Annotated in this window: 22 protein-coding genes; 18 read left to right on the top strand and 4 right to left on the bottom strand. The window is 72.6% G+C overall.

Annotated features, from left to right (window positions below):
- Window positions 1-99 precede the first annotated feature (99 nt).
- The 9 genes from hpnC (at window position 100) to ACIP37_RS09495 (ending at window position 12,104) form a co-directional block, all read left to right on the top strand.
- Complete coding sequence (gene hpnC / locus ACIP37_RS09535) at window positions 100-1,080, top strand: squalene synthase HpnC (protein ID WP_400805304.1); 981 nt, start codon at window positions 100-102, stop codon at window positions 1,078-1,080.
- A 41-nt stretch (window positions 1,081-1,121) separates the two neighbouring features.
- Entirely contained in the window at window positions 1,122-1,979 is an 858-nt protein-coding gene (gene hpnD / locus ACIP37_RS09530; protein ID WP_350875695.1) for a presqualene diphosphate synthase HpnD, read from the top strand.
- A 142-nt stretch (window positions 1,980-2,121) separates the two neighbouring features.
- Complete coding sequence (hpnE, locus tag ACIP37_RS09525) at window positions 2,122-3,558, top strand: hydroxysqualene dehydroxylase HpnE (RefSeq protein WP_400805235.1); 1,437 nt, start codon at window positions 2,122-2,124, stop codon at window positions 3,556-3,558.
- 221 nt (window positions 3,559-3,779) lie between these two features.
- Window positions 3,780-4,868, top strand: coding sequence for a polyprenyl synthetase family protein (locus ACIP37_RS09520; RefSeq protein ID WP_400805306.1), 1,089 nt, complete (start codon window positions 3,780-3,782; stop codon window positions 4,866-4,868).
- A gap of 7 nt (window positions 4,869-4,875) precedes the next feature.
- Window positions 4,876-6,960, top strand: coding sequence for a squalene--hopene cyclase (gene shc / locus ACIP37_RS09515; protein WP_363616924.1), 2,085 nt, complete (start codon window positions 4,876-4,878; stop codon window positions 6,958-6,960).
- Window positions 6,957-7,637, top strand: coding sequence for a 1-hydroxy-2-methyl-2-butenyl 4-diphosphate reductase (locus ACIP37_RS09510; RefSeq protein WP_350875555.1), 681 nt, complete (start codon window positions 6,957-6,959; stop codon window positions 7,635-7,637). Before shc ends, ACIP37_RS09510 begins: the two co-directional genes overlap by 4 nt.
- A 2-nt stretch (window positions 7,638-7,639) precedes the next feature.
- Window positions 7,640-8,668 carry an adenosyl-hopene transferase HpnH gene (gene hpnH / locus ACIP37_RS09505; protein ID WP_063350100.1) on the top strand — a complete coding sequence of 343 codons (1,029 nt, stop codon included), beginning with the start codon at window positions 7,640-7,642 and terminating at the stop codon, window positions 8,666-8,668.
- Window positions 8,669-8,794: 126 nt separating this feature from the next.
- Complete coding sequence (gene dxs, locus ACIP37_RS09500; RefSeq protein ID WP_363585868.1) at window positions 8,795-10,705, top strand: 1-deoxy-D-xylulose-5-phosphate synthase; 1,911 nt, start codon at window positions 8,795-8,797, stop codon at window positions 10,703-10,705.
- On the top strand, window positions 10,695-12,104 hold the full coding sequence (locus tag ACIP37_RS09495) for an aspartate aminotransferase family protein (protein ID WP_363631516.1): 1,410 nt from the start codon (window positions 10,695-10,697) through the stop codon (window positions 12,102-12,104). Before dxs ends, ACIP37_RS09495 begins: the two co-directional genes overlap by 11 nt.
- A 116-nt stretch (window positions 12,105-12,220) precedes the next feature.
- Here the strand turns inward: ACIP37_RS09495 and ACIP37_RS09490 are convergent, their stop codons facing one another.
- Window positions 12,221-12,496 carry a DUF6343 family protein gene (locus ACIP37_RS09490; protein WP_363585870.1) on the bottom strand — a complete coding sequence of 92 codons (276 nt, stop codon included), beginning with the start codon at window positions 12,494-12,496 and terminating at the stop codon, window positions 12,221-12,223.
- A gap of 77 nt (window positions 12,497-12,573) precedes the next feature.
- On the opposite strand from ACIP37_RS09490, the gene ACIP37_RS09485 reads away from it, so the two are divergent.
- Window positions 12,574-12,774 (top strand): I78 family peptidase inhibitor, encoded by a 201-nt coding sequence (locus tag ACIP37_RS09485; RefSeq protein WP_063350104.1) that lies wholly within the window; start codon window positions 12,574-12,576, stop codon window positions 12,772-12,774.
- Between the two features lie 32 nt (window positions 12,775-12,806).
- Here the strand turns inward: ACIP37_RS09485 and ACIP37_RS09480 are convergent, their stop codons facing one another.
- Both ACIP37_RS09480 and fabG read right to left on the bottom strand, forming a co-directional pair.
- A complete protein-coding gene (locus tag ACIP37_RS09480) occupies window positions 12,807-13,574 on the bottom strand; it encodes a phosphatase PAP2 family protein (protein WP_363585871.1) in 768 nt (255 codons plus the stop codon).
- 231 nt (window positions 13,575-13,805) lie between these two features.
- Entirely contained in the window at window positions 13,806-14,573 is a 768-nt protein-coding gene (gene fabG, locus ACIP37_RS09475) for a 3-oxoacyl-ACP reductase FabG (RefSeq protein WP_350875567.1), read from the bottom strand.
- A 375-nt stretch (window positions 14,574-14,948) separates the two neighbouring features.
- Between fabG and ACIP37_RS09470 the strand changes: the two genes are divergently transcribed.
- Window positions 14,949-15,845 carry a MarR family winged helix-turn-helix transcriptional regulator gene (locus tag ACIP37_RS09470; protein WP_363585873.1) on the top strand — a complete coding sequence of 299 codons (897 nt, stop codon included), beginning with the start codon at window positions 14,949-14,951 and terminating at the stop codon, window positions 15,843-15,845.
- A 258-nt stretch (window positions 15,846-16,103) separates the two neighbouring features.
- On the opposite strand, the gene ACIP37_RS09465 is transcribed toward ACIP37_RS09470, so the two are convergent.
- A complete protein-coding gene (locus ACIP37_RS09465) occupies window positions 16,104-16,967 on the bottom strand; it encodes an aldo/keto reductase (RefSeq protein ID WP_063350106.1) in 864 nt (287 codons plus the stop codon).
- A gap of 457 nt (window positions 16,968-17,424) precedes the next feature.
- On the opposite strand from ACIP37_RS09465, the gene ACIP37_RS09460 reads away from it, so the two are divergent.
- The 7 genes from ACIP37_RS09460 (at window position 17,425) to ACIP37_RS09430 (ending at window position 24,659) form a co-directional block, all read left to right on the top strand.
- Window positions 17,425-19,197, top strand: a complete 1,773-nt coding sequence (locus ACIP37_RS09460) for an ABC transporter transmembrane domain-containing protein (RefSeq protein WP_400805240.1) — start codon at window positions 17,425-17,427, stop codon at window positions 19,195-19,197.
- A 64-nt stretch (window positions 19,198-19,261) separates the two neighbouring features.
- Window positions 19,262-21,034 carry an ABC transporter ATP-binding protein gene (locus ACIP37_RS09455; RefSeq protein WP_363585875.1) on the top strand — a complete coding sequence of 591 codons (1,773 nt, stop codon included), beginning with the start codon at window positions 19,262-19,264 and terminating at the stop codon, window positions 21,032-21,034.
- Between the two features lie 149 nt (window positions 21,035-21,183).
- The gene (locus ACIP37_RS09450; protein WP_363616943.1) at window positions 21,184-21,429 is read left to right on the top strand and encodes a LapA family protein; all 246 of its coding nucleotides are present in this window, start codon (window positions 21,184-21,186) and stop codon (window positions 21,427-21,429) included.
- A 47-nt stretch (window positions 21,430-21,476) separates the two neighbouring features.
- On the top strand, window positions 21,477-22,205 hold the full coding sequence (locus ACIP37_RS09445; protein ID WP_363585905.1) for an amino acid ABC transporter ATP-binding protein: 729 nt from the start codon (window positions 21,477-21,479) through the stop codon (window positions 22,203-22,205).
- 10 nt (window positions 22,206-22,215) lie between these two features.
- Window positions 22,216-23,136, top strand: a complete 921-nt coding sequence (locus tag ACIP37_RS09440; RefSeq protein ID WP_363585877.1) for a glutamate ABC transporter substrate-binding protein — start codon at window positions 22,216-22,218, stop codon at window positions 23,134-23,136.
- Window positions 23,137-23,148: 12 nt separating this feature from the next.
- Entirely contained in the window at window positions 23,149-23,793 is a 645-nt protein-coding gene (locus ACIP37_RS09435; RefSeq protein WP_363585878.1) for an amino acid ABC transporter permease, read from the top strand.
- Entirely contained in the window at window positions 23,790-24,659 is an 870-nt protein-coding gene (locus ACIP37_RS09430; protein WP_063350111.1) for an amino acid ABC transporter permease, read from the top strand. Before ACIP37_RS09435 ends, ACIP37_RS09430 begins: the two co-directional genes overlap by 4 nt.
- The last annotated feature ends 98 nt before the right edge of the window (window positions 24,660-24,757 follow it).

Here is a 24,757-nt window from a genome sequence, read left to right as displayed (position 1 = left end):
ATGCGCGGGGGCGGTGTGCCGGAGGTGGCGCCCCCGCTCGGACGCGTGTCCGAGTCGGGCCGGTGATGCCCAGCGGTGTAGAACGGGGGAGTGACAGCAGTGTCGGCTTCGGCCCAGCCCAGAGATACGTCGGTGAACCGCTCCGCGGGGGAGACCCTGGACAAGGCGGGCGCGGAGAACTTCCCGGTCGCCCCGTTCTTCCTGCCCGCGGCCTGGCGCGACGACCTGATGGCCGTCTACGGCTACGCCCGGCTGGTCGACGACGCCGGCGACGGCGACCTGGCCGATCCGGCCGCCACCGCCGCCCTGCTCGGGGTCGAGGCCACGCCTCCCGCCACCCCTTCGGCCCAGTCCGGCCCGCCGACTCCGCGGGAGGTCGCCTTCCGCCTCGCACTGCTGGACGGACTGGAGCACGATCTCGACCGGGTCTTCGAGGCGGCGTTCCACCCGGGAGCCGCCGAGGGCCCCCGTCACCCGCTGCTGCGCAGCCTCGTGCCGCTGGTCGACCGGCACGGGCTCACCCCGGAGCCGTTCCGCCGCCTGATCGAGGCCAACCGGGTGGACCAGACCACCACCCGCTACGCCGGCTACGACGACCTGATCGGCTACTGCACCCTCTCCGCCGACCCGGTCGGCCGCCTGGTGCTGGCCATCGCCGGCGTCTCCACCCCCGAGCGGATCGAGCTGTCCGACGCGATCTGCAGCGCCCTCCAGGTGGTCGAACACCTTCAGGACGTCGCCGAGGACCTCGCCCACGGGCGGATCTACCTCCCCGCCGAGGACCTCGCCCGGTTCGGCGTCACCGAGGCGGACCTCGCCGCTCCCACCGCCGGCGGCCCGGTGCGCGAGCTGATCGCCTTCGAGGTGCAGCGGGCCCGCACCCTGCTCGACCGCGGCGCGCCATTGGTAGGTACGGTTCGGGGGAGGCTTCGACTGCTCCTGGCGGGATTCACCGCCGGCGGGTACGCGGCCCTGGCGGCCATCGAGGACGCCGGGTACGACGTGCTCGCGCAGCAGGCGAAGCCTGACAAGCGCCGCCTCGCAGCGAAGGCGGCGGCCATCTTCGCGAAGGGAAGGTGAACGCCCGAGTGGCGGCATCACCACTGGCGTCGGCCCAGGTCATGGCGGCGTACCGGTACTGCGAGGCAGTCACCGGACTTCAGGCACGCAACTTCAGCTACGGCATCCGGTTGCTGCCCGAACCCAAGCGGCTGGCCATGTCGGCCCTGTACGCCCTGGCCCGCCGGGTCGACGACATCGGCGACGGGGACCTCCCGTCCGACCGCAAGGCCGAGGCGCTGGTGCGCACCCGGGAACTGGTGGACGAGGTCCGCGCCGGGGCGGTCGCCGAGGACGACACCGACCCGATCAAGGTCGCCCTGGCCGACGCGGCCCGGCGCTTCCCGATCCCGCTCGGCGGCTTCGACGAACTGATCGACGGCGTCGAGATGGACCTCAAGGGCGCCGAGTACCAGACCTACGAGGAACTGAAGGTCTACTGCCGCTGCGTGGCCGGCTCGGTCGGCCGGCTCTCGCTCGGCGTGTACGGCTGCGACGACCCCGAGCGCGGCGCGGGCTACGCGGACACCCTGGGCCTGGCCCTGCAGCTCACCAACATCCTGCGCGACCTGCGCGAGGACGCCCTGAACGGCCGCACCTACCTGCCCGCCGAGGACCTGGCCCGGTTCGGCTGCGAGCAGGGCTTCGCGCTGCCCAGGCCGCCGGTCGGCGCCGACTTCACCGGCCTGGTGGCCTTCGAGGCCGCCCGCGCCCAGGCCGCCTTCGAGGAGGGCCTGCGGCTGCTGCCCATGCTCGACCGCCGCAGCCGGGCCTGCACCGCCGCGATGGCGGGGATCTACCACCGGCTGCTCGGCCGGATCGCCGCCGACCCCGAGTCCGTACTGCGCGGCCGGGTCTCGCTGCCGGGCTGGGAGAAGGCGTACGTCGCGCTTTCCGGGCTCGCCGGGGGGCGTTCTTGATTCTCACCGCAGTTCTGTCACGCTGTGTCAGCGGGGAATCACAAGCGGGCAGAGCAGTGTTGACCACGACCGGGCCGGTCACGAGCGTGCCGGCCGGAGCGACCGCCGCAGGGCGGTCCAGCAATCGCGAGGGGGAGGGCCGATGACCGGGCGAGCCGATGCCGCGCGCCCGGCCGCCGTGGTGGTCGGCGGCGGCCTGGCCGGGATCACCGCCGCGCTGCGGCTGGCCGAGGCCGACCACCGGGTCACGCTGGTCGAGGGGCGGCCCAGGCTCGGCGGGCTGGCGTTCTCCTTCCAGCGCGGCGAGCTGACCGTCGACAACGGCCAGCACGTGTACCTGCGCTGCTGCACCGCCTACCGCGGCCTGCTGGAGCGGCTCGGCGCCGCCCGGCTGGTCCACCTGCAGGACCGGCTGGACGTCCCGGTGCTCTCCGTCTCCGGGCCGGACGCGGCCCCGGTGCGCACCCTCGGGCGGCTGCGCCGGGCCGGCCTGCCCGTCCCGCTGCACCTGGCCGGCAGCCTCGCCCGCTACCCGCACCTCGGGCCGGCCGACCGCGCCCGGGTGGTCCGCGGCGCGCTGGCGCTCCAGGGCCTGGACCTCGCCGACCCGGCACTGGACGAGATCTCCTTCGGCGAGTGGCTGCGCCGCAACGGGCAGAACGCGAACACCCTCGCCGCGCTCTGGGACCTGGTCGGCGTCGCCACCCTGAACGCCCGGGCCGACCAGGTGTCGCTGGCGCTGGCGGCGATGGTCTTCAAGACCGGCCTGCTCTCCGACCCGGGCGCCTCCGACATCGGCACGGCCGCCGTCCCGCTCGGCGTGATCCACCACGACCGGGCGCTCGCCGAGCTGGAACGCGCCGGCGTGAAGGTGCTGCTGCGCGCCCGCGTCGCGGAGCTCAAGCCGGCGGTGCCCCAGCACGCCGTCCATCTGGAAGGCGACGCGGAGCCGCTCGCCGCCGAGACCGTCGTGCTGGCCGGCGCCCAGGACAGCGCGGCCGCCCTGCTGCCCCCGAACGCCCTCCCCGGCCAGGACCGGCTGGCCGACTTCGGCACCGCGCCGATCCTCAACGTGCACGTGGTCTACGACCGCAAGGTGCTGCGGCGGCCGTTCTTCGCCGCCCTCGGCTCCCCGGTGCAGTGGGTCTTCGACCGCACCGCGCACTCCGGCCTGGCCGGCACCGGGCTCGGCCGGGCCCACCCCGGAGCCCAGTACCTGGCGCTCTCGCAGTCCGCCGTCCAGGACGAGATCGACCTGCCGGTCGCCGAGCTGCGCCGCCGGTACCTGCCGGAGCTGGCACGGCTGCTCCCGGCCGCCGCCGGGGCCGAGGTGCTGGACTTCTTCGTCACCCGTGAGCGCACCGCCACCTTCGACCCGGCGCCCGGCAGCGCGCTGCTGCGCCCGTCGGCCCGCACGGACGTCCCCGGCCTCTTGCTGGCCGGCGCGTGGACGGCCACCGGCTGGCCCGCGACCATGGAGGGGGCCGTGCGCAGCGGCCACGCCGCGGCCGACGCGGCGCTCGCCGCGGCCGGCAGCCGGCTCCCGGTGGATCGGGGCGACGGGAGGTGGCCCCGGTGACGGCGGGCGCCGCCGGGGACCCCGCCAGAGCCGGCGGGCCTCCCGTCGACCGCGGCGGGAACGACACCGGCCGCACCGGCGGCACTGACAGCGGTGACACCGGCACCAGCCGCACCGACCCGAGCCGCATCGACACCGGCCACATCGACACCAGCCGCACCGACAGCGCAAGCACCCGGCAGCCCCGGGCGGTCCGGCACCACGAGGGAGAGGGAACGCACGTGGAGTCACGCACCGGCAGCGCCGTCGGAGGCACGGCGCACGCCGAACCGGTCTCGGTGCCGGAGCTGCTGGCCCGCAGCCGCACGCTCTGCACCCCGCCGCTACGGTCCGCCGTCGCCCGTTTGGCCGCACCGATGGACACCGTCGCCGCGTACCACTTCGGCTGGATCGACCGGGACGGCACTCCGTCCAAGGGCGACGGCGGCAAGGCCGTGCGCCCCGCCCTGGCCCTGCTCTCCGCCCGGGCCACCGGCGCCGCCGCCGAGGTCGGCGTGCCGGGCGGGGTCGCGGTTGAACTGGTGCACAACTTCTCCCTGCTCCATGATGATCTGATGGACGGTGACGAGACCCGGCGGCACCGGGCCACCGCCTGGACGGTCTTCGGTCCGGCTCAGGCGATCCTGGTCGGCGACGCCCTGGCGACGCTCGGCACGGAGGTGCTGCTCGACGCCGCGGTGCCCGGCGGTACGAGCCCCACCGACGCCGCGCGGGCCGTCCGGCTGCTCACCACGGCGACCCGCCGACTGATCGACGGCCAGGCCATGGACGTCGCCTTCGAACAGCGCGACAGCGTCACCGTCGCCGAGTGCCTGGAGATGGAGGGCGGCAAGACCGCGGCGCTGCTGGCGGCCGCCTCGGCGATCGGCGCCGTCCTGGCCGGGGCCGACGACAAGGTCTCCGAACCGCTCGAGCGCTACGGCCACCACCTGGGCCTGGCCTTCCAGGCGGTGGACGACCTGCTCGGCATCTGGGGCGCCACCGAGGTCACCGGCAAGCCGCACTGGGGCGATCTGCGCCAGCGCAAGAAGTCCCTGCCGGTCGCCGCCGCGTTGGCCGAGGGCGGCGCGGCCTCGCGCCGGCTCGCCGAGCAGCTGGCCGACCCGAAGGGCCGCGGCGAGGAGGGCGAGCCCGAGCTCGCCGCCCGGGCCGCGCTGATCGAAGAGGCCGGCGGCCGCGCCTGGACCCAGGAGGAAGCCCGCCGCCAGCACACGACTGCCCTCGCCGCCCTGGACGAGGTGCCCATGTCCGACGAGGTGCGCGAGCACTTCGTCGCACTCGCCGAATTCGTGGTGGTACGAGAGAGGTGACGTTACGTTGACAGCAACCGCGGACGGCCGGCTCGACCCTGAGTACGATTCCGAGCCGGTCGCGGTGGGCGACCGCCCCCCGACCCTGCTGGGCGCCGGGCGGTGGCAGCCCGAAGACACCGACCAGCTCCGGCCGGCCGGTGAGGCGGACCTCGGAGCGGCCGACGCGCAGGAGGCCCTGGCCCGTGCCACCACCCACCTGCTCTCGCTGCAGAGCTCCGAGGGCTGGTGGAAGGGCGACCTGGAGACCAACGTCACGATGGACGCCGAGGACTTACTGCTGCGGCAGTTCCTCGGGATCCGGACCGAGGACCAGACCAAGGCCACCGCCGAGTGGATCCGGTCCCAGCAACGGGAGGACGGCACCTGGGCCACCTTCCACGGAGGGCCGGCCGAACTGTCCACCACCGTCGAGGCGTACGTCGCCCTCAAACTCGCCGGCGACGACCCCGAGGCCCCGCACATGGTGGCCGCCGCGCGGTACGTCCGCTCCGCCGGGGGCATCGCGGCCGCCCGGGTCTTCACCCGGATCTGGCTCGCGCTCTTCGGCTGGTGGCCGTGGGAACGGCTCCCCGAGATGCCGCCCGAGATCATCTTCCTGCCCAAGTGGCTGCCGCTGAACATCTACGCCTTCGGCTGCTGGGCCCGCCAGACCATCGTCCCGCTGACCGTCGTCTCGGCCCACCGCCCCGTCCGTCCGGCGCCCTTCCCGCTCACCGAGCTGCACACCGACCCGGACCACCCCTACCCCGACCGGCCGCTCGCCCCCGCCACCAGCTGGGACGGCCTCTTCGAGCGCCTCGACAAGGTCCTGCACGCCTACCACCACCGCGCCCTGCGCCCGCTACGCCGGCTCGCCGTCTCCCAGGCCTGCCGCTGGATCGTCGAACGGCAGGAGGCCGACGGCTGCTGGGGCGGCATCCAGCCGCCGGCCGTGTACTCGCTGATCGCCCTGCACCTGGAGGGCTACGAGCTGGAGCACCCGGTGATGAAGGCCGGACTCTCCTCCTTCGACCGCTTCACCGTGCACACCGAGGACGGCCGCCGCTGGCTGGAGGCCTGCCAGTCCCCGGTCTGGGACACCTGCCTGGCCACCATCGCGCTGGTCGACGCCGGGCTGCCGGCCGACCACCCGGCGCTGGTCTCGGCCGTCGACTGGATGCTCGGCGAGGAGATCCGCAAGGACGGCGACTGGTCCGTCCAGCGGCCCTCGCTGGCCCCCGGCGGCTGGGCCTTCGAGTTCGAGAACGACACCTACCCCGACATCGACGACACCGCCGAGGTGGTGCTCGCGCTGGGCCGGGTCGACCACCCCGACCCGGCCAAGGTCGATGCGGCGATGGACCGCGGCGTGCTCTGGAACCTCGGCATGCAGTCCAAGAACGGGGCCTGGGGCGCCTTCGACGTCGACAACACCAGCACGCTGCCCAACAAGCTGCCGTTCTGCGACTTCGGCGAGGTGGTCGACCCGCCGTCCGCCGACGTCACCGCCCACGTGGTGGAGATGCTCGCCGAGACCGGCCGGGCCCGCGACCGGCGCACCCGGCGCGGCGTCGAGTGGCTGCTGCACAACCAGGAGGCGGACGGCTCCTGGTTCGGCCGCTGGGGCACCAACTACATCTACGGCACCGGCTCGGTGCTGCCCGCCCTGGTCGCGGCCGGCGTCCCGGACGAGCACCCGGCGATCCGGCGGGCCGTCCGCTGGCTGGAGGACCGGCAGAACACCGACGGCGGCTGGGGCGAGGACATGCGCTCCTACGAGGACCCGGCCCGCTGGGCCGGGCGCGGCGACTCCACCGCCTCGCAGACCGCGTGGGCGCTGATGGCGCTGCTCGCGGCCGGGGAGGGCCCGGACGGCCGGGCCAACCCGGCGGTGGAACGCGGCGTGGACTGGCTGGTGCGCACCCAGCTGCCCGAGGGCACCTGGGACGAGCCGCAGTTCACCGGCACCGGCTTCCCGTGGGACTTCTCCATCAACTACCACCTGTACCGGTTGGTCTTCCCGGTCACCGCGCTCGGCCGCTACCTGCACGGCAGCCCCGCCTTCGGCGGCAGGAACGGCGACACCCCGGCGATCGGGGCGGCGCGGTGACCACCGCACCGCTGCTGGTGCTCTGCGCGCTGGGCCCCGAGGTCTGGGCGCTGCGCGGCGGCGACTGGCGCGGCGCGGCCGGCGGGCCGCCGGTGCTGGTGCGCACCGGCATGGGCCGGCGGCGGGCCGCGCTGACCGTCCGCCGGCTGCTCGGCTCCGCCCCCGGCGGCTACGGCGCGGTCGTGGTGGCCGGCTTCGGCGCCGCGGTCGGTCCGGGCGTGCTGCCGGGCGACATCGTGGTCGCCGACGGCGTGCGCGACGCGGAGGGGCACCTGTACCCCGTCGACTCCGGACCGGAGCTCGCCAGGGCCCTCAAGGAGCTCGGCCTGACCGCGCACGCCGGGGTGCACCACACCGCCGACCACGTCGTCCGCGGCCTCGAACGGCGGGCCCTGCACCTCCAGGGCGCGCTCGCCGTCGACATGGAGGCCGCCGCCGTGCTGGCCGCGCTGCGGGAACGGCGGCCGACGCTGCCCGCCGCCGTCCTGCGGGTGGTCGTGGACACCCCCGAGCGCGAACTGCTGCGGCTCGGAACCCTCCCGGCCGGGGTGCGTGCCTGGCGGACCCTGCGGGCGGCGGTACCCGCCCTGGTCGACTGGTACCGGCAGGAGTCCCGGCCCGGCCCCGCGGACCTGAACCACCCCACATCCTCGACGCTCCCCCAGGAGGCGAGCTAGCCATGGCCATGCCGTTGCGCCAGACCGTGCGGGTCGGCACCTACCTCATGCAGCAGAAGCTGCTCAAGCGCCGGGACAAGTTCCCGCTGATCGTCGAACTGGAGCCGCTGTTCGCCTGCAACCTCGCCTGTGAGGGCTGTGGCAAGATCCAGCACCCGGCGGGTGTGCTGAAGCAGCGGATGCCGGTGGCCCAGGCGGTCGGCGCGGTCCTGGAGTCGGGTGCCCCGATGGTCTCGATCGCCGGCGGCGAGCCACTGATGCACCCGCAGATCGACGAGATCGTCCGCCAGCTCGTCGAGCGCCGCAAGTACGTCTTCCTCTGCACCAACGCGCTGCTGATGCGCAAGAAGATGGACAAGTTCAAGCCCTCGCCGTACTTCACCTTCGCCGTGCACATCGACGGCATGCGCGAGCGGCACGACGAGTCGGTGGCCAAGGAGGGCACCTTCGACGAGGCGGTGGCGGCGATCAAGGAGGCCAAGCGGCGCGGCTTCCGGGTCACCACCAACAGCACCTTCTTCAACACCGACACCCCGCAGACCATCATCGAGGTGCTGGACTTCCTCAACGACGAGCTCAAGGTCGACGAGATGATGATCTCCCCGGCCTACGCCTACGAGAAGGCCCCCGACCAGGAGCACTTCCTCGGCGTCGACCAGACCCGGGAGCTCTTCCGCAAGGCCTTCGCCGGCGGCAACCGGAGCCGCTGGCGGCTCAACCACAGCCCGCTCTTCCTGGACTTCCTGGAGGGCAAGGCCGACTTCGAGTGCACCCCCTGGGGCATCCCCAACTACTCGCTGTTCGGCTGGCAGCGGCCCTGCTACCTGATGGCCGACGGCTACGTGCCCACCTACCGCGAACTCGTCGAGAAGACCGACTGGAGCAAGTACGGCCGCGGCAAGGACCCGCGCTGCGCCAACTGCATGGCGCACTGCGGCTACGAGCCGACCGCCGTACTCGCCACCATGGGCTCGCTCAAGGAGTCGCTGCGCGCCATCACCGAGACCATCGGCGCCAACCGCGGCCACTGAGCCGGTCGTTCGACCGCGCCACCGCTCCCGAGGACACCCCATCCGGCCCGGGCCCCGCGCCCGGGCCGGCCCCGCTCCCGCCGGGCGGCGGCACCACCGCACCACTCCGAGTCGTGAGGTGTACCCATGTCACTGCTCTCCAGCGTCACGTCCCCGGCCGAACTGCGAAAGCTTCCGGCGGTCGAACTCCCCCTGCTCGCCGACGAGATCCGCGCGTTCCTGATCGACGCCGTCACCCGCACCGGCGGACACCTCGGGCCCAACCTCGGCGTGGTCGAGCTGACCATCGCCCTGCACCGGGTCTTCGACTCCCCGTACGACCGGATCGTCTTCGACACCGGTCACCAGAGCTACGTCCACAAACTGCTCACCGGCCGCCAGGACTTCTCCCGGCTGCGGATGAAGGGCGGGCTCTCCGGCTACCCCTCGCGCGGCGAGTCCGAACACGACCTGGTCGAGAACTCGCACGCCTCCACCGCCCTGTCCTACGCCGACGGCCTCGCCAAGGCCGCCCGACTGCTCGGCCAGCACGACCGGCACACCGTCGCGGTGATCGGCGACGGCGCGCTCACCGGCGGGCTCGCCTGGGAGGCGCTCAACAACATCGCCGAGGCCCGCGACCGGCCGCTGGTCATCGTCGTCAACGACAACGAGCGCTCCTACGCCAGGACCATCGGCGGCCTCGCCAACCACCTGGCCACCCTGCGCACCACCCAGGGGTACGAACGCTTCCTCGCCCTCGGCAAAGGTGCGCTGCAGCGCACCCCGCTCGTCGGCCAGCCGATCTTCGACGCGCTGCACGGGGCCAAGAAGGGCTTCAAGGACGCCTTCGCGCCACAGGGCATGTTCGAGGACCTCGGGCTGAAGTACCTCGGGCCGATCGACGGCCACGACCTCGGCGCCGTCGAACAGGCGCTGCGCCAGGCGCGCAACTTCGGCGGCCCCGTCATCGTGCACTGCCTCACCGTCAAGGGACGCGGCTACCGGCCCGCCGAACAGGACGAGGCCGACCGCTTCCACGCCGTCAACCCGATCGACCCGTACACCTGCCTGCCGATCTCGCCCAGCGGCGGAGTGTCCTGGACCTCGGTGTTCGGCGACGAGCTGGTCGCGCTCGGCGCCGAGCGGCCCGACCTGGTGGCGATCACCGCGGCCATGCTCCAACCGGTGGGCCTGGCCCGCTTCGCCAAGGCCTTCCCGGAACGCACCTTCGACGTCGGCATCGCCGAGCAGCACGCCGTCACCTCCGCCGCCGGCCTCGCCACCGGCGGCCTGCACCCGGTCGTCGCCGTCTACGCGACCTTCCTGAACCGGGCCTTCGACCAGGTCCTGATGGACGTCGCCCTGCACCGGCTCGGTGTCACCTTCGTCCTCGACCGCTCCGGGGTCACCGGCAGCGACGGCGCCTCGCACAACGGCATGTGGGACATGTCGATCCTGCAGGTCGTCCCGGGCCTCAGGCTCGCCGCCCCGCGCGACGCCGACCAGCTGCGGGCCCAGCTGCGCGAGGCCGTCGAGGTCGCGGACGCCCCCACCGTGGTCCGCTTCCCCAAGGCCACCATCGGGCCCGCCGTGCCGGCCGTCGAGCGGATCGGCGGGATGGACGTCCTGCTGCGCACCGGCCGGCCGTCGGAGATCCTCCTGGTCGCGGTCGGCACCACCGCCGCCGCCTGCCTGGACGCCGCCCGGCTGCTGCTCGCCGAGGGCTTCACCGCGACCGTCGTCGACCCCCGCTGGGTCAAACCGGTCGACCCGGCCCTGCCGGAACTGGCCGCCGCCCACCGGCTGGTCGTCACCGTCGAGGACAACGGCCGCACCGGTGGCGTCGGCGCCGCCGTCGCCCAGGCGCTGCGCGACGCCGACGTGGACGTGCCGGTGCGGGTGCTCGGCCTGCCGCAGGAGTTCCTCGGCCACGCCGCCCGCGGGGAGATCCTGGAGGAGACCGGCCTGACCGGCACCGGAGTCGCCGCGCAGACCGCCGTCTTCGCCAAGAACCTGCTACCGAACCGAGGAGCGAACCAGCGCCATGCCGGCTGACCCCGACCGCACCGCCGCCGCCAGCTTCGACCTCGCCGCGCTGATCGCCGAACGCGGCGCCGAGCGGTACGAGCTGCACGGCCGCCACCTCAACCCGCAGCTGCCGCGCATGCTGCACACCATCGGGTTCGACAAGTACTACGAGCGCGCCAAGGGCCCGTACTTCTACGACGCCGAGGGCAACGAGTACCTCGACATGCTGGCCGGCTTCGGCATCTTCGCGCTGGGCCGCCACCACCCGGTCGTGCGGTCGGCGATCCAGCAGGTGATGGACCTCGACCTGCCGGACCTGGTCCGCTTCGACTGCTCGCCGCTGCCCGGGCTGCTCGCCGAGCGGCTGCTCTCGTACGCGCCCGGGCTGGACCGGGTGTTCTTCGGCAACAGCGGCACCGAGGCGGTGGAGACCGCGCTCAAGTTCGCCCGGTACGCCACCGGCCGCAGGCGCGTCCTGTACGCCGACCACGCCTTCCACGGGCTGACCACCGGCTCGCTCTCCGTCAACGGGGAGAGCGGTTTCCGCAAGGGCTTCGACCCGCTATTGCCGGACACCGCCATCCCGCTCGGCGACCTCGGCGCGCTGGCCAAGGAGCTGAGGCGCGGCGATGTCGCGGCCCTGATCGTCGAGCCGATCCAGGGCAAGGGCGTCCTGGCGCCGCCGCCCGGCTGGCTGCGCGCCGCGCAGGCCCTGCTGCACGAGCACAGGGCGCTGCTGATCTGCGACGAGGTGCAGACCGGGATCGGCCGTACCGGCGAGTTCTTCGCCTACCAGCACGAGGAGGGCGTGCTGCCCGACCTGGTCTGCGCGGCCAAGGCGCTCTCCGGCGGCTACGTGCCGGTCGGGGCGACGCTCGGCAAGAGCTGGATCTTCGAGAAGGTGTACTCCTCGATGGACCGGGTGCTGGTGCACTCGGCCAGCTTCGGCGCCAACGCCCAGGCGATGGCGGCCGGACTGGCGACCCTGGAGGTGATGCGCGAGGAGAAGGTGGTGGAGAACGCGCGTCAGGTCGGCGACCAGTTGCGCGAGCGGCTGGCCGCGCTGGTCGACCGGTACGAGCTGCTCGCCGAGGTGCGCGGCCGGGGGCTGATGATCGGCATCGAGTTCGGCCGGCCCAAGTCGCTCAAGCTGCGCACCGGCTGGACGGCCCTGCAAGCCGCGCGCAAGGGGCTGTTCGCCCAGATGGTGGTCGTCCCGCTGCTCCAGCGGCACCGGATCCTGACCCAGGTGTCCGGTGACCACCTGGAGGTGATCAAGCTGATCCCGCCGCTGATCATCACGGAGCGCGACGTCGACCGGTTCGTGGACGCCTTCACCGACATCATGGATGACGCTCACCGGGGGAGCGGGCTGATGTGGGACTTCGGGCGGACGCTGGTGAAGCAGGCGGTCGGCAGCCGCTGAGCCGGTTCCGGGCCGGCTCTGGGTGGGTGCTCGGTGGCGGTGCGGAAGTGTTGCGGAAGTGCCCCGGGAGTGGGAAGTCGGCCGGGCCGACTTCCCACTCCGTGGGAGACACCGTGTCAGAGCTCGGTCCGGCGGCGCCGGATGACCACGATGAGATCGACGGTGGCGAACAGGGTGAGCAGACCGCAGGCGACGGCGAAGCCGGTCAGGGTCCCCTGGCTGGGGGCGCCGTTGGCGGGGGAGGCCGCCGCCCAGATCGCGAAGCCCGCCGTCGCGAGCGCGAACAGCGGTGTGAAGGTGAGCGACAGCAGGTAGCGGAGCTTGAGGTCGCTGCGGGCGGTGGCCGGCTCGGTGCCGCTGCGCCACGGCCGTCGCGGGGTGGTGGTGCGCATGGCCGTTCACCTCCGGGCCGCGCGGGTGGGGGCTACGATTCCAGCGTACGTCCGTGGGGGAGAGCGGGGGAGACGCGATGACGGGGTCGGACGCGGCGGCGGACGCCGAGGGCTACGCGGGGCTGCGGATCGAACGGGCCCGGGAGCTGGCCCGGCGGCACGGCTGGGCCTCGGTCCGGGTTCTGGAGCCGGGGGCGATGATGACCATGGACCACCGTGAGGGCCGGCTCAACCTCGCGGTGCGCGACGGCGTGGTCGAGCGCAGCTGGGAGGGGTAGGGCCGTCCTCCCGGTGGTCTTGGCGTGCGGGCTCAGTGGCCCGGCCGCCGGGCCAACCGCTGTTCGGCGGCGACGACCATCGGCTCCAGCAGCGGCAGCGAGAGCAGCACCAGCAGTCCGGCGGCCCAGCCGGCCAGCACGTCGGTGACCCAGTGGGTGCCCAGGTAGAGCGTGGTCAGGCCGATCGAGCAGGCGGTGGCGGCGGCGATCACCGCGCCGGTGCGCCGCCAGCGGACCGCGAGGTAGGCGAGCACGCCCCAGGTGACGACCGCGTTGGCGGTGTGACCGGACGGGAAGATGGTGCCGCCGGAGAACAGTTCGGGCGAGCCGACGTACTGGGCGTAGTGCGGGCCGAGCCGGCCGGTGACGATCTTGACCGCGCCGACCGTGACGTTGAGCAGCAGCAGCGCGACGGCCATCACCAGCAGCGGGCGCAGCCGCCCCAGCCGGTGCGCGCGCCAGCCGAGCCAGACGAAGGCGGCGATGGCGGAGGGGCCGCGTTGCCCGGCGACCACCCAGGTGTCGAGCAGCGGTTCCAGGCTGGGCCAGTGGTCGTAGGGGCGGAACAGCCGGACCGACCAGTCGAGGTCGACCAGGGCGGTGTTGAGCAGGACACCGGCCAGGACCAGCAGGTAGGCGACGCAGGTCACGGCGAGCAGGGCGGCCTGTCGGCGGCTCATCGGCGGCCAGCCGGGCTCGCGGCGGTGGACTCGTTCGGGGCTCGGGCGCTCGCGGTGGGTGGTGGTGAGCTGCTCCGGCCCCTGGTTGGGATAGGGCGCGGGGGTACTCGGGGCTTGCACGGGGGTGACCTTACCCATCCGGCCGGGGCTATTCCGGATGGATTTGTCATTTTCCCGTGAAATCGACAATTGGCGGGGAGAGGTCCGCCCGGGGAGTGATTTCCGTGATTCTCGGATCGAATGCCAGTGTGGTGTTCGAATGATTCTGCAAAAGCCCCGGTAAAGAAAACGGAGTGGGAGGTCGGTGCGGCCGGCTTCCCACTCCGTGGTAACCCTGTGTAGGTTCCGTGCTCAGTCGAGGGGGCCGCCCGCGACGTAGATCACCTGCCCGGAGACGAAGCCGGCGCCCTCGCTCGCGAGGAAGGAGATGGTGTGGGCGACGTCCTCAGGCAGACCGACCCGCTGGACCGGGATCTGGGAGGCCGCAGCCCGCTTGAAGTCTTCGAAGTCCATGCCGACCCGGGCGGCGGTGGCCGCGGTCATGTCGGTGGCGATGAAGCCGGGCGCCACGGCGTTGGCGGTGATGCCGAACTTGCCCAGCTCAATGGCCAAAGTCTTGGTGAAGCCCTGCAGACCGGCCTTGGCGGCCGAGTAGTTGGCCTGACCGCGGTTGCCCTGGGCGGAGGAGGAGGACAGGTTGACGATGCGGCCGAAACCGGCGTCCACCATGTGCTTCTGCACCGCGCGGGTCATCAGGAAGGCCCCGCGCAGGTGGACGTTCATGACCGTGTCCCAGTCGGACTCGGACATCTTGAAGAGCAGGTTGTCGCGGAGCACGCCCGCATTGTTGACCAGCACGACGGGGGCGCCGAGTTCGGCGGCCACCCGGTCGACGGCGGCCTGCACCTGGTCGGCGTCCGAGACGTCGGCGCCCACGGCCAGGGCCCGCCCGCCGGCCGCGGTGATCCGGTCGACGGTGTCCTTCCCGGCGGTCTCGTCCAGGTCGAGGACGGCCACGGCGTAGCCGTCGGCGGCCAGTTGCACGGCGGTGGCGGCGCCCAGGCCGCGGGCGGCGCCGGTGACGACGGCGACCCGGGGGGCGGTGCTCTGCTCGGTCATGCGCGCTCTCGTCTCTCTCGGGGTGGTCTCCGCGGGGAGCGCCCCGGGGAGGGTGGCCACACCCTACCCGCGAGTAGGGAGGGCGAACAGGGTCGGAGAGCCGCACGTGACGGTCGGTAAGGACCGACCGGTCGGCTTTCTACTGAGAACGGGTTACCGAGAGGGCGTGGCGGCCGCGTAAATATGCCAATGTTGCCGAACCTGCGTCTACTATCCGCCCCTGCCTGCCAGCAAGGGCCCGCCGTTTGTATAGTGTCCGCCAGCAGCCACCGGCTGCACGGCTGGAGCGCCCTCCCTCATAGCTGGACGCCCACTCGCCGTTACTGCCCCACCCGGGTGTCCCACACACACCGGGTGTGACATCGGGACGGATACATGGTGCTGGGGGAGATCCCGACGACCCGCGTGTCCGCGCGACTGCAACAGTCGCCCGGACACCTGATTCGCGTTGCACAGCAGGTTCACACCAGGCTGTGGTCCGAGCATGTCGGAGCCGATCTCACGGCTCCGCAGTTCGCCGTTCTGCTGGTCCTGGCCCTCGAACCGGGTGCCGACCAGCGGACGGTCGGCGAGCGAGCCTCGCTGGACAAGGCGACGATGGCGGAGATGGTCGCGCGGCTGGTCCGCCGCGGCTTGGTGCTGCGAAGGCGTGACCCGGCCGACGGCCGGCGAAAACTGCTCGCGCTCTCGCAGAGCGGTGCCCAGGCGGTGCGTGAGGCCACCGGTGGTGTGGTCCGCGTGCAGCGCACCCTGTTCGAGCCGCTGACGGCGGAGGAGCAGGTGGAGATCGTGCGGGTGATGGCCAAGATAGCCAGGCTGGAGCCCGCCGCGGTCGCCGTGTTCTCCGACGCGCGGCCGACACTGGACGCGCAGCGGGCGATCGGCTACCTGATCAGGGTGGGCCAGCAGGTGCACACCAAACTCTGGTCGGAGCACGTCGGTGCGGAGCTGACGGCTCCGCAGTACGCGGTGCTGGACGCGCTGGAACTGGAGCCGGGCGCCGACCAGCGTACGGTCGGTGAGCTGGCCTCGCTGGACAAGGCGACGATGGCCGAGATGGTCAGCCGGCTGGTGCGCCGCGGTCTGGTGCAGCGCCGGCGCGACCCCTCGGACGGGCGCCGCAACCTGCTGTCGCTCTCGCCGGCGGGCCAGGACCTGCTGCACCGTTCGACGGCCGGCGTGGCCGAGGTCCAGCGGCTGCTGCTCGCCCCGCTGGACGAGGGTGAGCACGGGCCCGCGCTGGCGCTCCTCGGCAAGGCGGCGCGGCTCTAGAGGGATCCTTTGAGCGCCAGCCAAAACGATTCGCCAACGTACGGAAGGCCCGGTGTGTTGAGGGCTTGAGGCGTTGGTGGTTCAAGGAGTTGGCGGCTCAAGGCGTTGGTGGCTCAAGGCGTTGGTGGCCTGACCCGCCGGAGGCCGTTGCTCGTTGGCGCCGGCGGATCGTGGCACACCGAAGACCGCCCACCCCTGATCGGGGTGGGCGGTCGTTCGACATGACCGCTCGTCAGAGAAGTCGGACGGCGGGTGCCGTCAGTTCCAGTCGAACTCCTGCGGGTCCGGACCGATCCGCGTGCCGGTGGCGACACCGGCGATCGCGGCGAGGTCCTCGGCGTCCAGCTCGAAGCCGGCGACGTCCAGGTTCTCCCGGATGCGGGCGGGGGTGACCGACTTCGGGATCGCGATCACGCCGCTCTGCAGGTGCCAGCGGAGCACCACCTGGGCGACCGTGCGGCCGTGCTTCTCGGCGATCTTCGCCAGCGCCGGCTCGGCGAGCAGCTCCTTGCCCTGGCCCAGCGGGCTCCAGGCCTCGGTGGCGATGCCGTGCTGGGCGTGGAAGGCGCGCAGCTCGGTCTGCGGGAAGTACGGGTGCAGCTCGACCTGGTTCAGCACCGGGACGACCGAGGTCTCGTCGAGCAGCCGGGTGAGCTGCTCGGGCCCGAAGTTGGAGACGCCGACCGACTTGACCCGGCCGTCCGCCTTCAGCTGCTCGAAGGCCTTCCAGACGTTCAGGTAGCTGCCGTGCTTCGGGCGCGGCCAGTGGATCAGGTAGAGGTCGACGTAGTCGAGGCCGAGCTTGGCCAGCGACGCGTCGAACTCGCGCAGGACGGCGTCGCGGCCCTGCTCGCCCGACCAGTCGCGGGTGCCCGAGTTCCACAGCTTGGTGGTGATGTAGAGGTCCTCGCGGGCCACGCCGCCGGCCAGGGCCTCGGTGATCGCCTGGCCGGTGCCGGCCTCGTTCTCGTAGATGGCCGCGGTGTCGATGGAGCGGTAGCCCGCCTCGATCGCGGTGCGGACGGCGGCCGTGGCCTCGTCGTCCGGGACCTGCCACACGCCGAATCCGAGCTGCGGGATCTGCGCGCCGTCGTTCAGCGTGACGTTGGGGATGTTGCTCACGGGAAGGGGTGCCCTCCTGGTCGTCCGTGTGATTCCAGAAAGGGGCAACTGGCACCCGGGCGGGATTGTTCCCGCCGTTCGGGGGAATCTTGCGGGGCCGGAGGCCCGCTGCGGCGGGGATTCAGGGGCCGGGTAGCGAAAAAACCTGTTGCGCGGATCACATCGGGGTTGGCAGGCTCGCGGCCATGACCTCCTGAGATCCGGGCCCTTCATGCCCTTCCCGCCTCCGCCCGGCCGTCCCGTCCGGCGCCGCTCCGGACGCGCCGATGCCGCCGGGGCGAGGTGCCGCGCTGTCGCCCGCCGCCGTCCGGCTTCCGTCGTTCGCGCGAGCCGGGCCCGCCGTGCCGCGAGACCCGCGCCTCCGGCTCGTGACCTTCTCCCGGCGTGTCCGCTCACGCCTGTTCGCACCCTCCAGCACCCTCCAGTGCCGTCCCGCACCCTCCTGTATCGGAGCGTCATGCTGCTGACCCCCCTGCCGTTGGCCGACCCCGGCAGTCCCGACCTCTCCTCACCCCTGGCCTTCCTGCGCTGGCTCCAGCGCGGCCAGCGGCGCGGGCAGGTGCTCGCCACCTGCTGGGCGCTGCTGGAGATGGGCGGCCAGGCGGCGCTGCCGATACCGCTCGGGTGGGGCGTGCAGGCCGCCGTCGACGGCGAGGCCGCCGGGATCTGGCGGGCCGGCGCCCTCGCGGTGGCGCTCGCCGTGCTGTCCGCGCTCGGTGCCGTGCTGCTGCACCGCCAGGCGGTCTGGAACTGGATCCACGCGGCGTGCCACGTGCGGCAGCTGGTGGCCCGGCAGGCCTCGCACCTGGGCGCCGGGCTGTCCTGCCGGATCGCCACCGGCGAGGTCGTCGCGGTCGGCAGCGGGGACGTCGAGCGGATCGGCTGGTACGTCGAACTCGTCGCCCGGGTCCGGGCCGCGGTGATCGTCTGGCTGGCCGTCAGCTCGTCCGTGCTGGTCGTCGAACCGGTGCTCGGGGTCGGGGTGCTGCTCGGCGTCCCGGTGCTGGCAGCCGCCGTCTGGCCGCTGATCGGGCCGTTCGAGCGGCGGTACGAGCAGCAGCGCACGCTCGGCGGCAAGGCCACCGAGCTGGCCGCCGACACCGTGGCGGGGCTGCGGGTGCTGCGCGGCATCGGCGGCGAGGAGCTGTTCCTGGACCGGTACCGGGCCGCCTCCCAGAAGGTCCGGGCCGCGGCCGTCCGATCGGCCCGGCTCTGGTCGCTGATGCAGGCCCAACAGGTCCTGTTGCCGGGCCTGTTCGTGATCGGGGTGACGTGGTACGGCGCCCGGCAGGCGGCCGCGGGCGAACTCGCCGTCGGCACCCTGATCGCCGTGTACGGCGCCACCGCCTTCCTCGCGGCGCCGCTGCGGATCCTGGGCGAGGCCGCACACGCCTGGAGCGTCGCCCGGGTCTCCGCCGGGCGCGCCGTCCGGGTGCTCTCGCTCAGCCGTACCAGCGGCGTGGCCGAGGCCTCGCTGAACAAGCCGGGGAACGCCGACCTGTTCGACCCGGCGACCGGGCTGACCGCGCGGGCCGGGGAGCTGACCGCGGTCGTCTGCGGGGACCCGGACTTCGCCGGGGCGCTCGCCGGGCGGCTCGGCGGGCACGTCCCGGCCGCCGGCGACGAGCCGGAGCAGCCCTCCGTCCGGCTCGGCGGGACGGAGCTGGACGCGGTACCGCTGGCCGAGGCCAGGGCGGCGGTGCTGGTCCACGACAAGGAGCCGGTCCTGCTCTCCGGCACCCTGGCCGGGCTGTTCGACATCCCGTCCTCGGGGCGGGTCTCGGTGGCCGAGGCGCTGGCCGCCGCCCGGTCCGACGACGTGCTGGAGGCTCTGGTGGACGGCTCGCCGGAGTGCGAGGGCGACGCGATGCTCGCCCGGATCACCGAGCGCGGGCGCTCGCTGTCCGGCGGGCAGCGCCAGCGACTCGCCCTGGCCCGTGCGCTGCTGGCCGACCCGCCGGTCCTCGTCCTGGACGAGCCGACCAGCGCGGTGGACGCCCACACCGAGTCCAGGATCGCCACCGGACTGCGGGACACCCGGGCGGGGCGCACCACCGTGCTCTTCGCGACCAGCCCGCTGCTGCTCGACCAGGCGGACCGGGTGGTGCTGCTGCGCGACGGCCGGGCGGCCGTGGCCGGGCGGCACCGCGACCTGATGCGGACCGAGCCGGCCTACCGGGCCGTGGTCACCCGCGAAGAGCAGCCGGAACCGGTGGGGGAGCCGGTATGAGCGGCCGCGTGGGCACCCGCGCCGTCCGTCCCGCCCGACCCGCCGCACACCTGAGGAGCACGTCATGAAGCCCCCCGTCCATGAGGAGCAGGGGCCGGCCACCACCCTGCCGGTCGGCTCACCGGCGGCCGTGCGCGCCTACCTGCGCCTGCTCGCCCGGCGCCACCGCGGCGGGTTCTCCGCGGTGGTGGGGTTGCACTCGGTGGCCACCGTGGCCGGGCTGGTGGGCCCCTGGGTGCTCGGCAGCCTGGTCGAGTCGCTGGCCACCGGCACCGCCGAGGCCACCATCGCGGTCGCGGTCGGCTGGTACCTGCTGGCGCTGGTGGTGCAGTCCGCCTTCACCGGCTGGTCCCGGATGCGCGGTGCCGTCCTCGGCGAGCGGGTGCTGGCCGACCTGCGCGAGGACTTCCTGGTCCGCTCGGTCGCGCTGCCCACCGGCGTGCTGGAGCGGGCCGGCACGGGGGACCTGGTCTCCCGGGGCACCACGGACATCGACCGGCTGGACAAGTCGGTGCGCGAGGCCGTGCCCGAACTCGCCGTCGCCATCGTGTCGTTGCTGCTGGTGATCGGCGCCCTGCTGGTCACCTCGCCGCTGCTCGCGCTCACCTCGCTGGTCGGCCTGCCGCTGCTGCTGGTCAGCTCCCGCTGGTACTTCAAGCGCGCGCCGCAGTCCTACCGCAACGAGTCGGCCGGGTACGCCGCGGTGAACACCGTGCTGGCCGAGACGGTGGACGCCGGGCGGACGGTGGAGACGCTGCGCCTGGGCGACCAGCGGATCGCCCTGACGGACCGCAAGCTGGGAGAGTGGCTCGCCTGGGAGCGCTACACCCTGTGGCTGCGCTCGGTCTGGTTCCCGACCATCGACGCGTTCTACTCCTCGGCGGTGCTGGCCACCCTGCTGCTCGGTGGGCTGTTCACCCTCAAGGGTTGGATCACCGTCGGCGAGTTGACCACAGGAGTGCTGTACGCGCAGATGCTGACCGGTCCGGTCGACCTGATCCTGCGCTGGTACGACGAACTGCAGATCGGCCAGGCCTCGCTGGCCCGGCTGGTCGGCGTCCGCGAGGTGCCGGAGCACGAGGGTGACGAGTCCAGCCACCCGGACGGCCGCCGGGTCGAGGCCCGGGACGTCCGGTTCGGCTACCGGGAGGGCGCCGACGTCCTGCACGGCATCAGCCTGGACGTCGCGCCGGGCACCCGGGTCGCGCTGGTCGGGCCGTCCGGGGCGGGCAAGTCCACGCTGGGGCGGCTGCTGGCCGGGATCTACGCTCCCGGGCGCGGCAGCGTGACGCTCGGCGGGGCGGCACTGGCGCGGATGCCGGCCGAGCGGGTGCGGGCGGAGGTCGCCCTGGTGAACCAGGAGCACCACGTCTTCGTCGGCACCCTGCGGGACAACCTGCGGCTGGCCGCGCCCGGGGCCGAGGACACCGAACTGCGCTCCGCGCTGGACGCGGTGGACGCCGGCGGCTGGGTGGACGCGCTGCCGCACGGCCTCGACACCGAGGTCGGCTCCGGCGGCACCGTGCTGACTCCGCCGCAGGCCCAGCAGCTGGCGCTGGCCCGGCTGGTGCTGGCCGATCCGCACACCCTGGTGCTGGACGAGGCCACCTCGCTGCTGGACCCGCGCGCCGCCCGGCACCTGGAGCGCTCGCTCGCCCGGGTGCTGGAGGGCCGCACGGTCATCGCCATCGCCCACCGGCTGCACACCGCGCACGACGCGGACGTGATCGCGGTGGTCGAGGGCGGCCGGATCAGCGAGTACGGCAGCCACCCGGAGCTGGTCGCGGCCGGCGGCCCGTACGCGGCGCTCTGGCGCTCCTGGCGGGACGAGCGGTAGCGGGCCGGCGCCGTTGAACCCGTACGGCGCCGTTGACGCGTACGGCACTTCAAACCCGCACGGGGCCGGATTGCCCCGTGCGGGTTACTACCTCACCCATCAGGGCGCGTAACCGGGCAAATCGGAGCCCCGGCCCGCAGACTGCTCCGGTGACCAAGATTTCGGACGGCTCGTCCGGCTCCAAACGCAGCGAGATCGCTGGGATCCCCACCCGGTACATCGGGATCGGCGTCATCGTCGTCCTCGCCGTGTGGTTCCTGTTCGCGAACCTCGACAAGGTGAAGATCCAGTTCTGGGTGTTCACCGTTACCGCGCCGCTCTGGATCGCACTGCTCGCCACGCTGCTCGCCGGCGGCGCGCTGGGCTGGCTGCTGAAGGGGCGTCGCGGCCGGTGACCAGCGCTCCCGGGCCGGCCCAGGCGGGGCCCTCGGCCTTCACGCCGCTGATCGAGGTGCGCGGCGTCAACAAGCACTTCGGGGACCTGCACGTCCTCCAGGACATCGAGCTGACCGTGGGCCGCGGCGAGGTCGTCGTGGTCATCGGACCGTCCGGCTCCGGCAAGTCGACGCTCTGCCGGGCGATCAACCGCCTGGAGCCGATCGAGGACGGCACCATCCTGATCGACGGCGAGCCGCTGCCCGAGGAGGGCAAGGGGCTGGCCCGGCTGCGCGCCGAGGTCGGCATGGTGTTCCAGTCCTTCAACCTGTTCGCGCACAAGACCGTGCTGCAGAACGTCTCGCTCGCGCAGATCAAGGTCCGCGGCCGGCCCCGGGCGGAGGCGGACGCCAAGTCCCGCGCCCTGCTGGAACGGGTCGGGCTGGAGGCGCACGCCGACAAGTACCCGGCCCAGCTCTCCGGCGGCCAGCAGCAGCGGGTGGCGATCGCCCGGGCGCTGGCGATGGACCCGAAGGCACTGCTGTTCGACGAGCCGACCTCGGCGCTCGACCCCGAGATGATCAACGAGGTGCTGGACGTCATGCGCCAGCTCGCGCACGAGGGCATGACGATGGTCGTGGTCACCCACGAGATGGGCTTCGCCCGGGCCTCCGCCAACCGGGTGGTCTTCATGGCCGACGGCCGGATCGTCGAGGACCGCGCCCCGGAGGACTTCTTCAGCGCTCCGGAGAGCGAGCGCGCCCGGGACTTCCTGTCCAAGATCCTGAAGCACTGAGGCGGCGCCCGTGACGAGGAAGACCACGCCCGCCGCCCGGAGCCGGACGGTGCTCGCCGCCGTCCTGCTGCTCGCCGTGCTGGCCGCCGGCTGCGGCAAGCCCGGCACCCCGCCGCCCAAGGGCCCGCAGGCGAGCGCGCTGCCCAGCTACCAGGTGCGCGACGCCGCCTCCATCACCGGCTCGCCGACCCTGGACGCCGCCCGGAGCCGGGGCCACCTGGTGGTCGGCGCCAAGGAGGACCAGCCGTACCTGGGCGAGAAGAACCCGGCCACCGGCGTGTACTCCGGCTTCGACATCGAGATCGCCAAGATGGTCGGCGCCTACCTCGGCTTCCCGCCGGACCGGATCGAGTTCAAGACCATCGCCTCGGCCAACCGCGAGACCGCGCTGCAGAACGGCCAGGTGGACTTCTACGTCGGCACCTACACCATCAACGACAACCGGAAGAAGCTGGTCGGCTTCGCCGGGCCGTACTTCGTCGCGGGGCAGTCGCTGCTGGTGCGCAGGAACGACAACACCATCCACGGCCCGCAGGACCTGGACGGCAAGAAGGTCTGCTCGGCGGCCGGCTCGACCCCGTACCAGCGCATCCAGTCGCAGTACCCGAAGGCGAAGCTGATCGGCTACGACACCTACTCGGCCTGCGTGGACAACCTGATCACCGGCCAGGTGGACGCCGTCACCACGGACAACGCGATCCTGCTGGGCTACGCGGCCAAGGTGCCGGACGAGCTCAAGGTGGTCGGCCCGCTGTTCTCCCAGGAGCCGTACGGGATCGGGACTCCGAAGAACGACACCGTGCTGCGCCTGGCCCTGGACGACGCGCTGGCGCAGAACGAACAGAACGGCGACTGGAAGAAGGCCTACGACGCGACCCTGGGCCTGTCCGGGGAGCCGGCGCCGACACCGCCGCCGATCGACCGGTACTGAGAGGGCCGCGCCGTGAAAACGCTGACCGACAACTGGTCGACCTACTGGGACGGCTTCCTCGGCACGCTCTCGCTGTTCGCGGTGAGCGCCGTGCTGTCGCTGGTGCTGGGAGTGATGATCGCGGGTTTCCGGGTCTCGCCGGTCCGGCCGCTGCGAGTGTTCGGGACGGCGTGGGTGACGCTGCTGCGCAACACGCCGCTGACCCTGCTGTTCTTCATCGTGGTGCTGGGCCTGCCGCGCTTCAACATCACGCTGCCGTTCTTCGTCTTCGCGGTGGCCGCGCTCAGCTGCTACACCTCGGCCTTCGTCTGCGAGGCGATGCGTTCGGGCATCAACACCGTGCCGGCGGGGCAGGGGGAGGCGGCGCGCAGCCTGGGCATGAGCTTCGGGCAGACGATGAGCGTGGTGGTGCTGCCGCAGGCGTACCGGTCGGTGGTCGCGCCGATCGGCAGTGTGATGATCGCGCTGGCGAAGAACACGGCGATCGCCGGCTCGTTCAGCGTCACCGAACTGCTCGGCACCTACCGGACGATCAACGAACTGGGCTACAGCATCATCTGGACCTTCGTCTGGATCGCCGTCGGCTACCTGATCATCACCCTGGCCGTCAGCGCCGTCTTCAACCTGCTGGAACGACGAGTGGCGGTGTCGCGATGACCGTTGGATCCTCGGCGCTGTACGACATCCCCGGTCCGAAGGCGCTCGCCCGCCACCGGCTGTACGGCGGGATCGCGCTGCTGCTGATCGCGGCGCTGATCGGCTGGATCGTCTACATGCTGTTCCACACCCACCAGTTCACGTACCAGAAGTGGATGCCCTTCGAGTACCGGGGCGTCCAGGACCTGCTGCTGAGCGGGCTCGGCAACACCCTCAAGGCCTTCGGCTGGACGGTGCTGTTCGCGTTGCCCTTCGGCGCGCTGTTCGCGGCCGGGCGGCTGTCCGACCACAAGGTGGTGCGGGTGCTCTCCACGGTGGTGGTGGAGTTCTTCCGGGCCATGCCGCTGCTGGTGATGATCTTCTTCGTCTTCGTCGCGCTCAAGGTGCAGCCGCTGTGGGCGCTGGTGGCCGGGCTGGTGCTGTACAACGGCTCGGTGCTGGCCGAGGTCTTCCGGGCCGGCGTGCTCGCGGTGCCCAAGGGCCAGCGCGAGGCGGCCTACGCGCTCGGCCTGCGCAAGACCCAGGTGATGACGTACGTGCTGGTGCCGCAGGCCAACCGGGCCATGCTGCCGGCCATCATCAGCCAACTGGTGGTCGCGCTCAAGGACACCTCGCTGGGCTTCCTGATCACCTACGAGGAGTTCCTGCACGCGGGCAAGCTGATCGCCACCAACCTCGACTACGACCTGCCGTTCATCCCGGTGGTGATCGTGATCGCGCCGATCTACATCGGCATGTGCCTGCTGCTCTCCTGGCTCGCCCGCTGGGTCGAGCGCCGCAGTCGGCGCAGCCCGAGCATGCGGGGCGGGGCGCCGGTGGTCAAGGCCGGGGTGGCGATGGGGCTGCCGCCGTCCGCGCAGCAGTGAGAGGCCTGGTTCGATCCTGAACCATAGGTGTGGGTGGGGATAGAGCGGGCATCTCCAATTTCCTCTTATGATTGCGGAGGTTCGACGACGACGACCGG

Source organism: Kitasatospora sp. NPDC088861, from assembly GCF_044750105.1.
Lineage (GTDB): Bacteria > Actinomycetota > Actinomycetes > Streptomycetales > Streptomycetaceae > Kitasatospora.
Note: the sequence above shows the minus strand (reverse complement) of the source record. Positions and strands in the feature narration are given on the sequence as shown.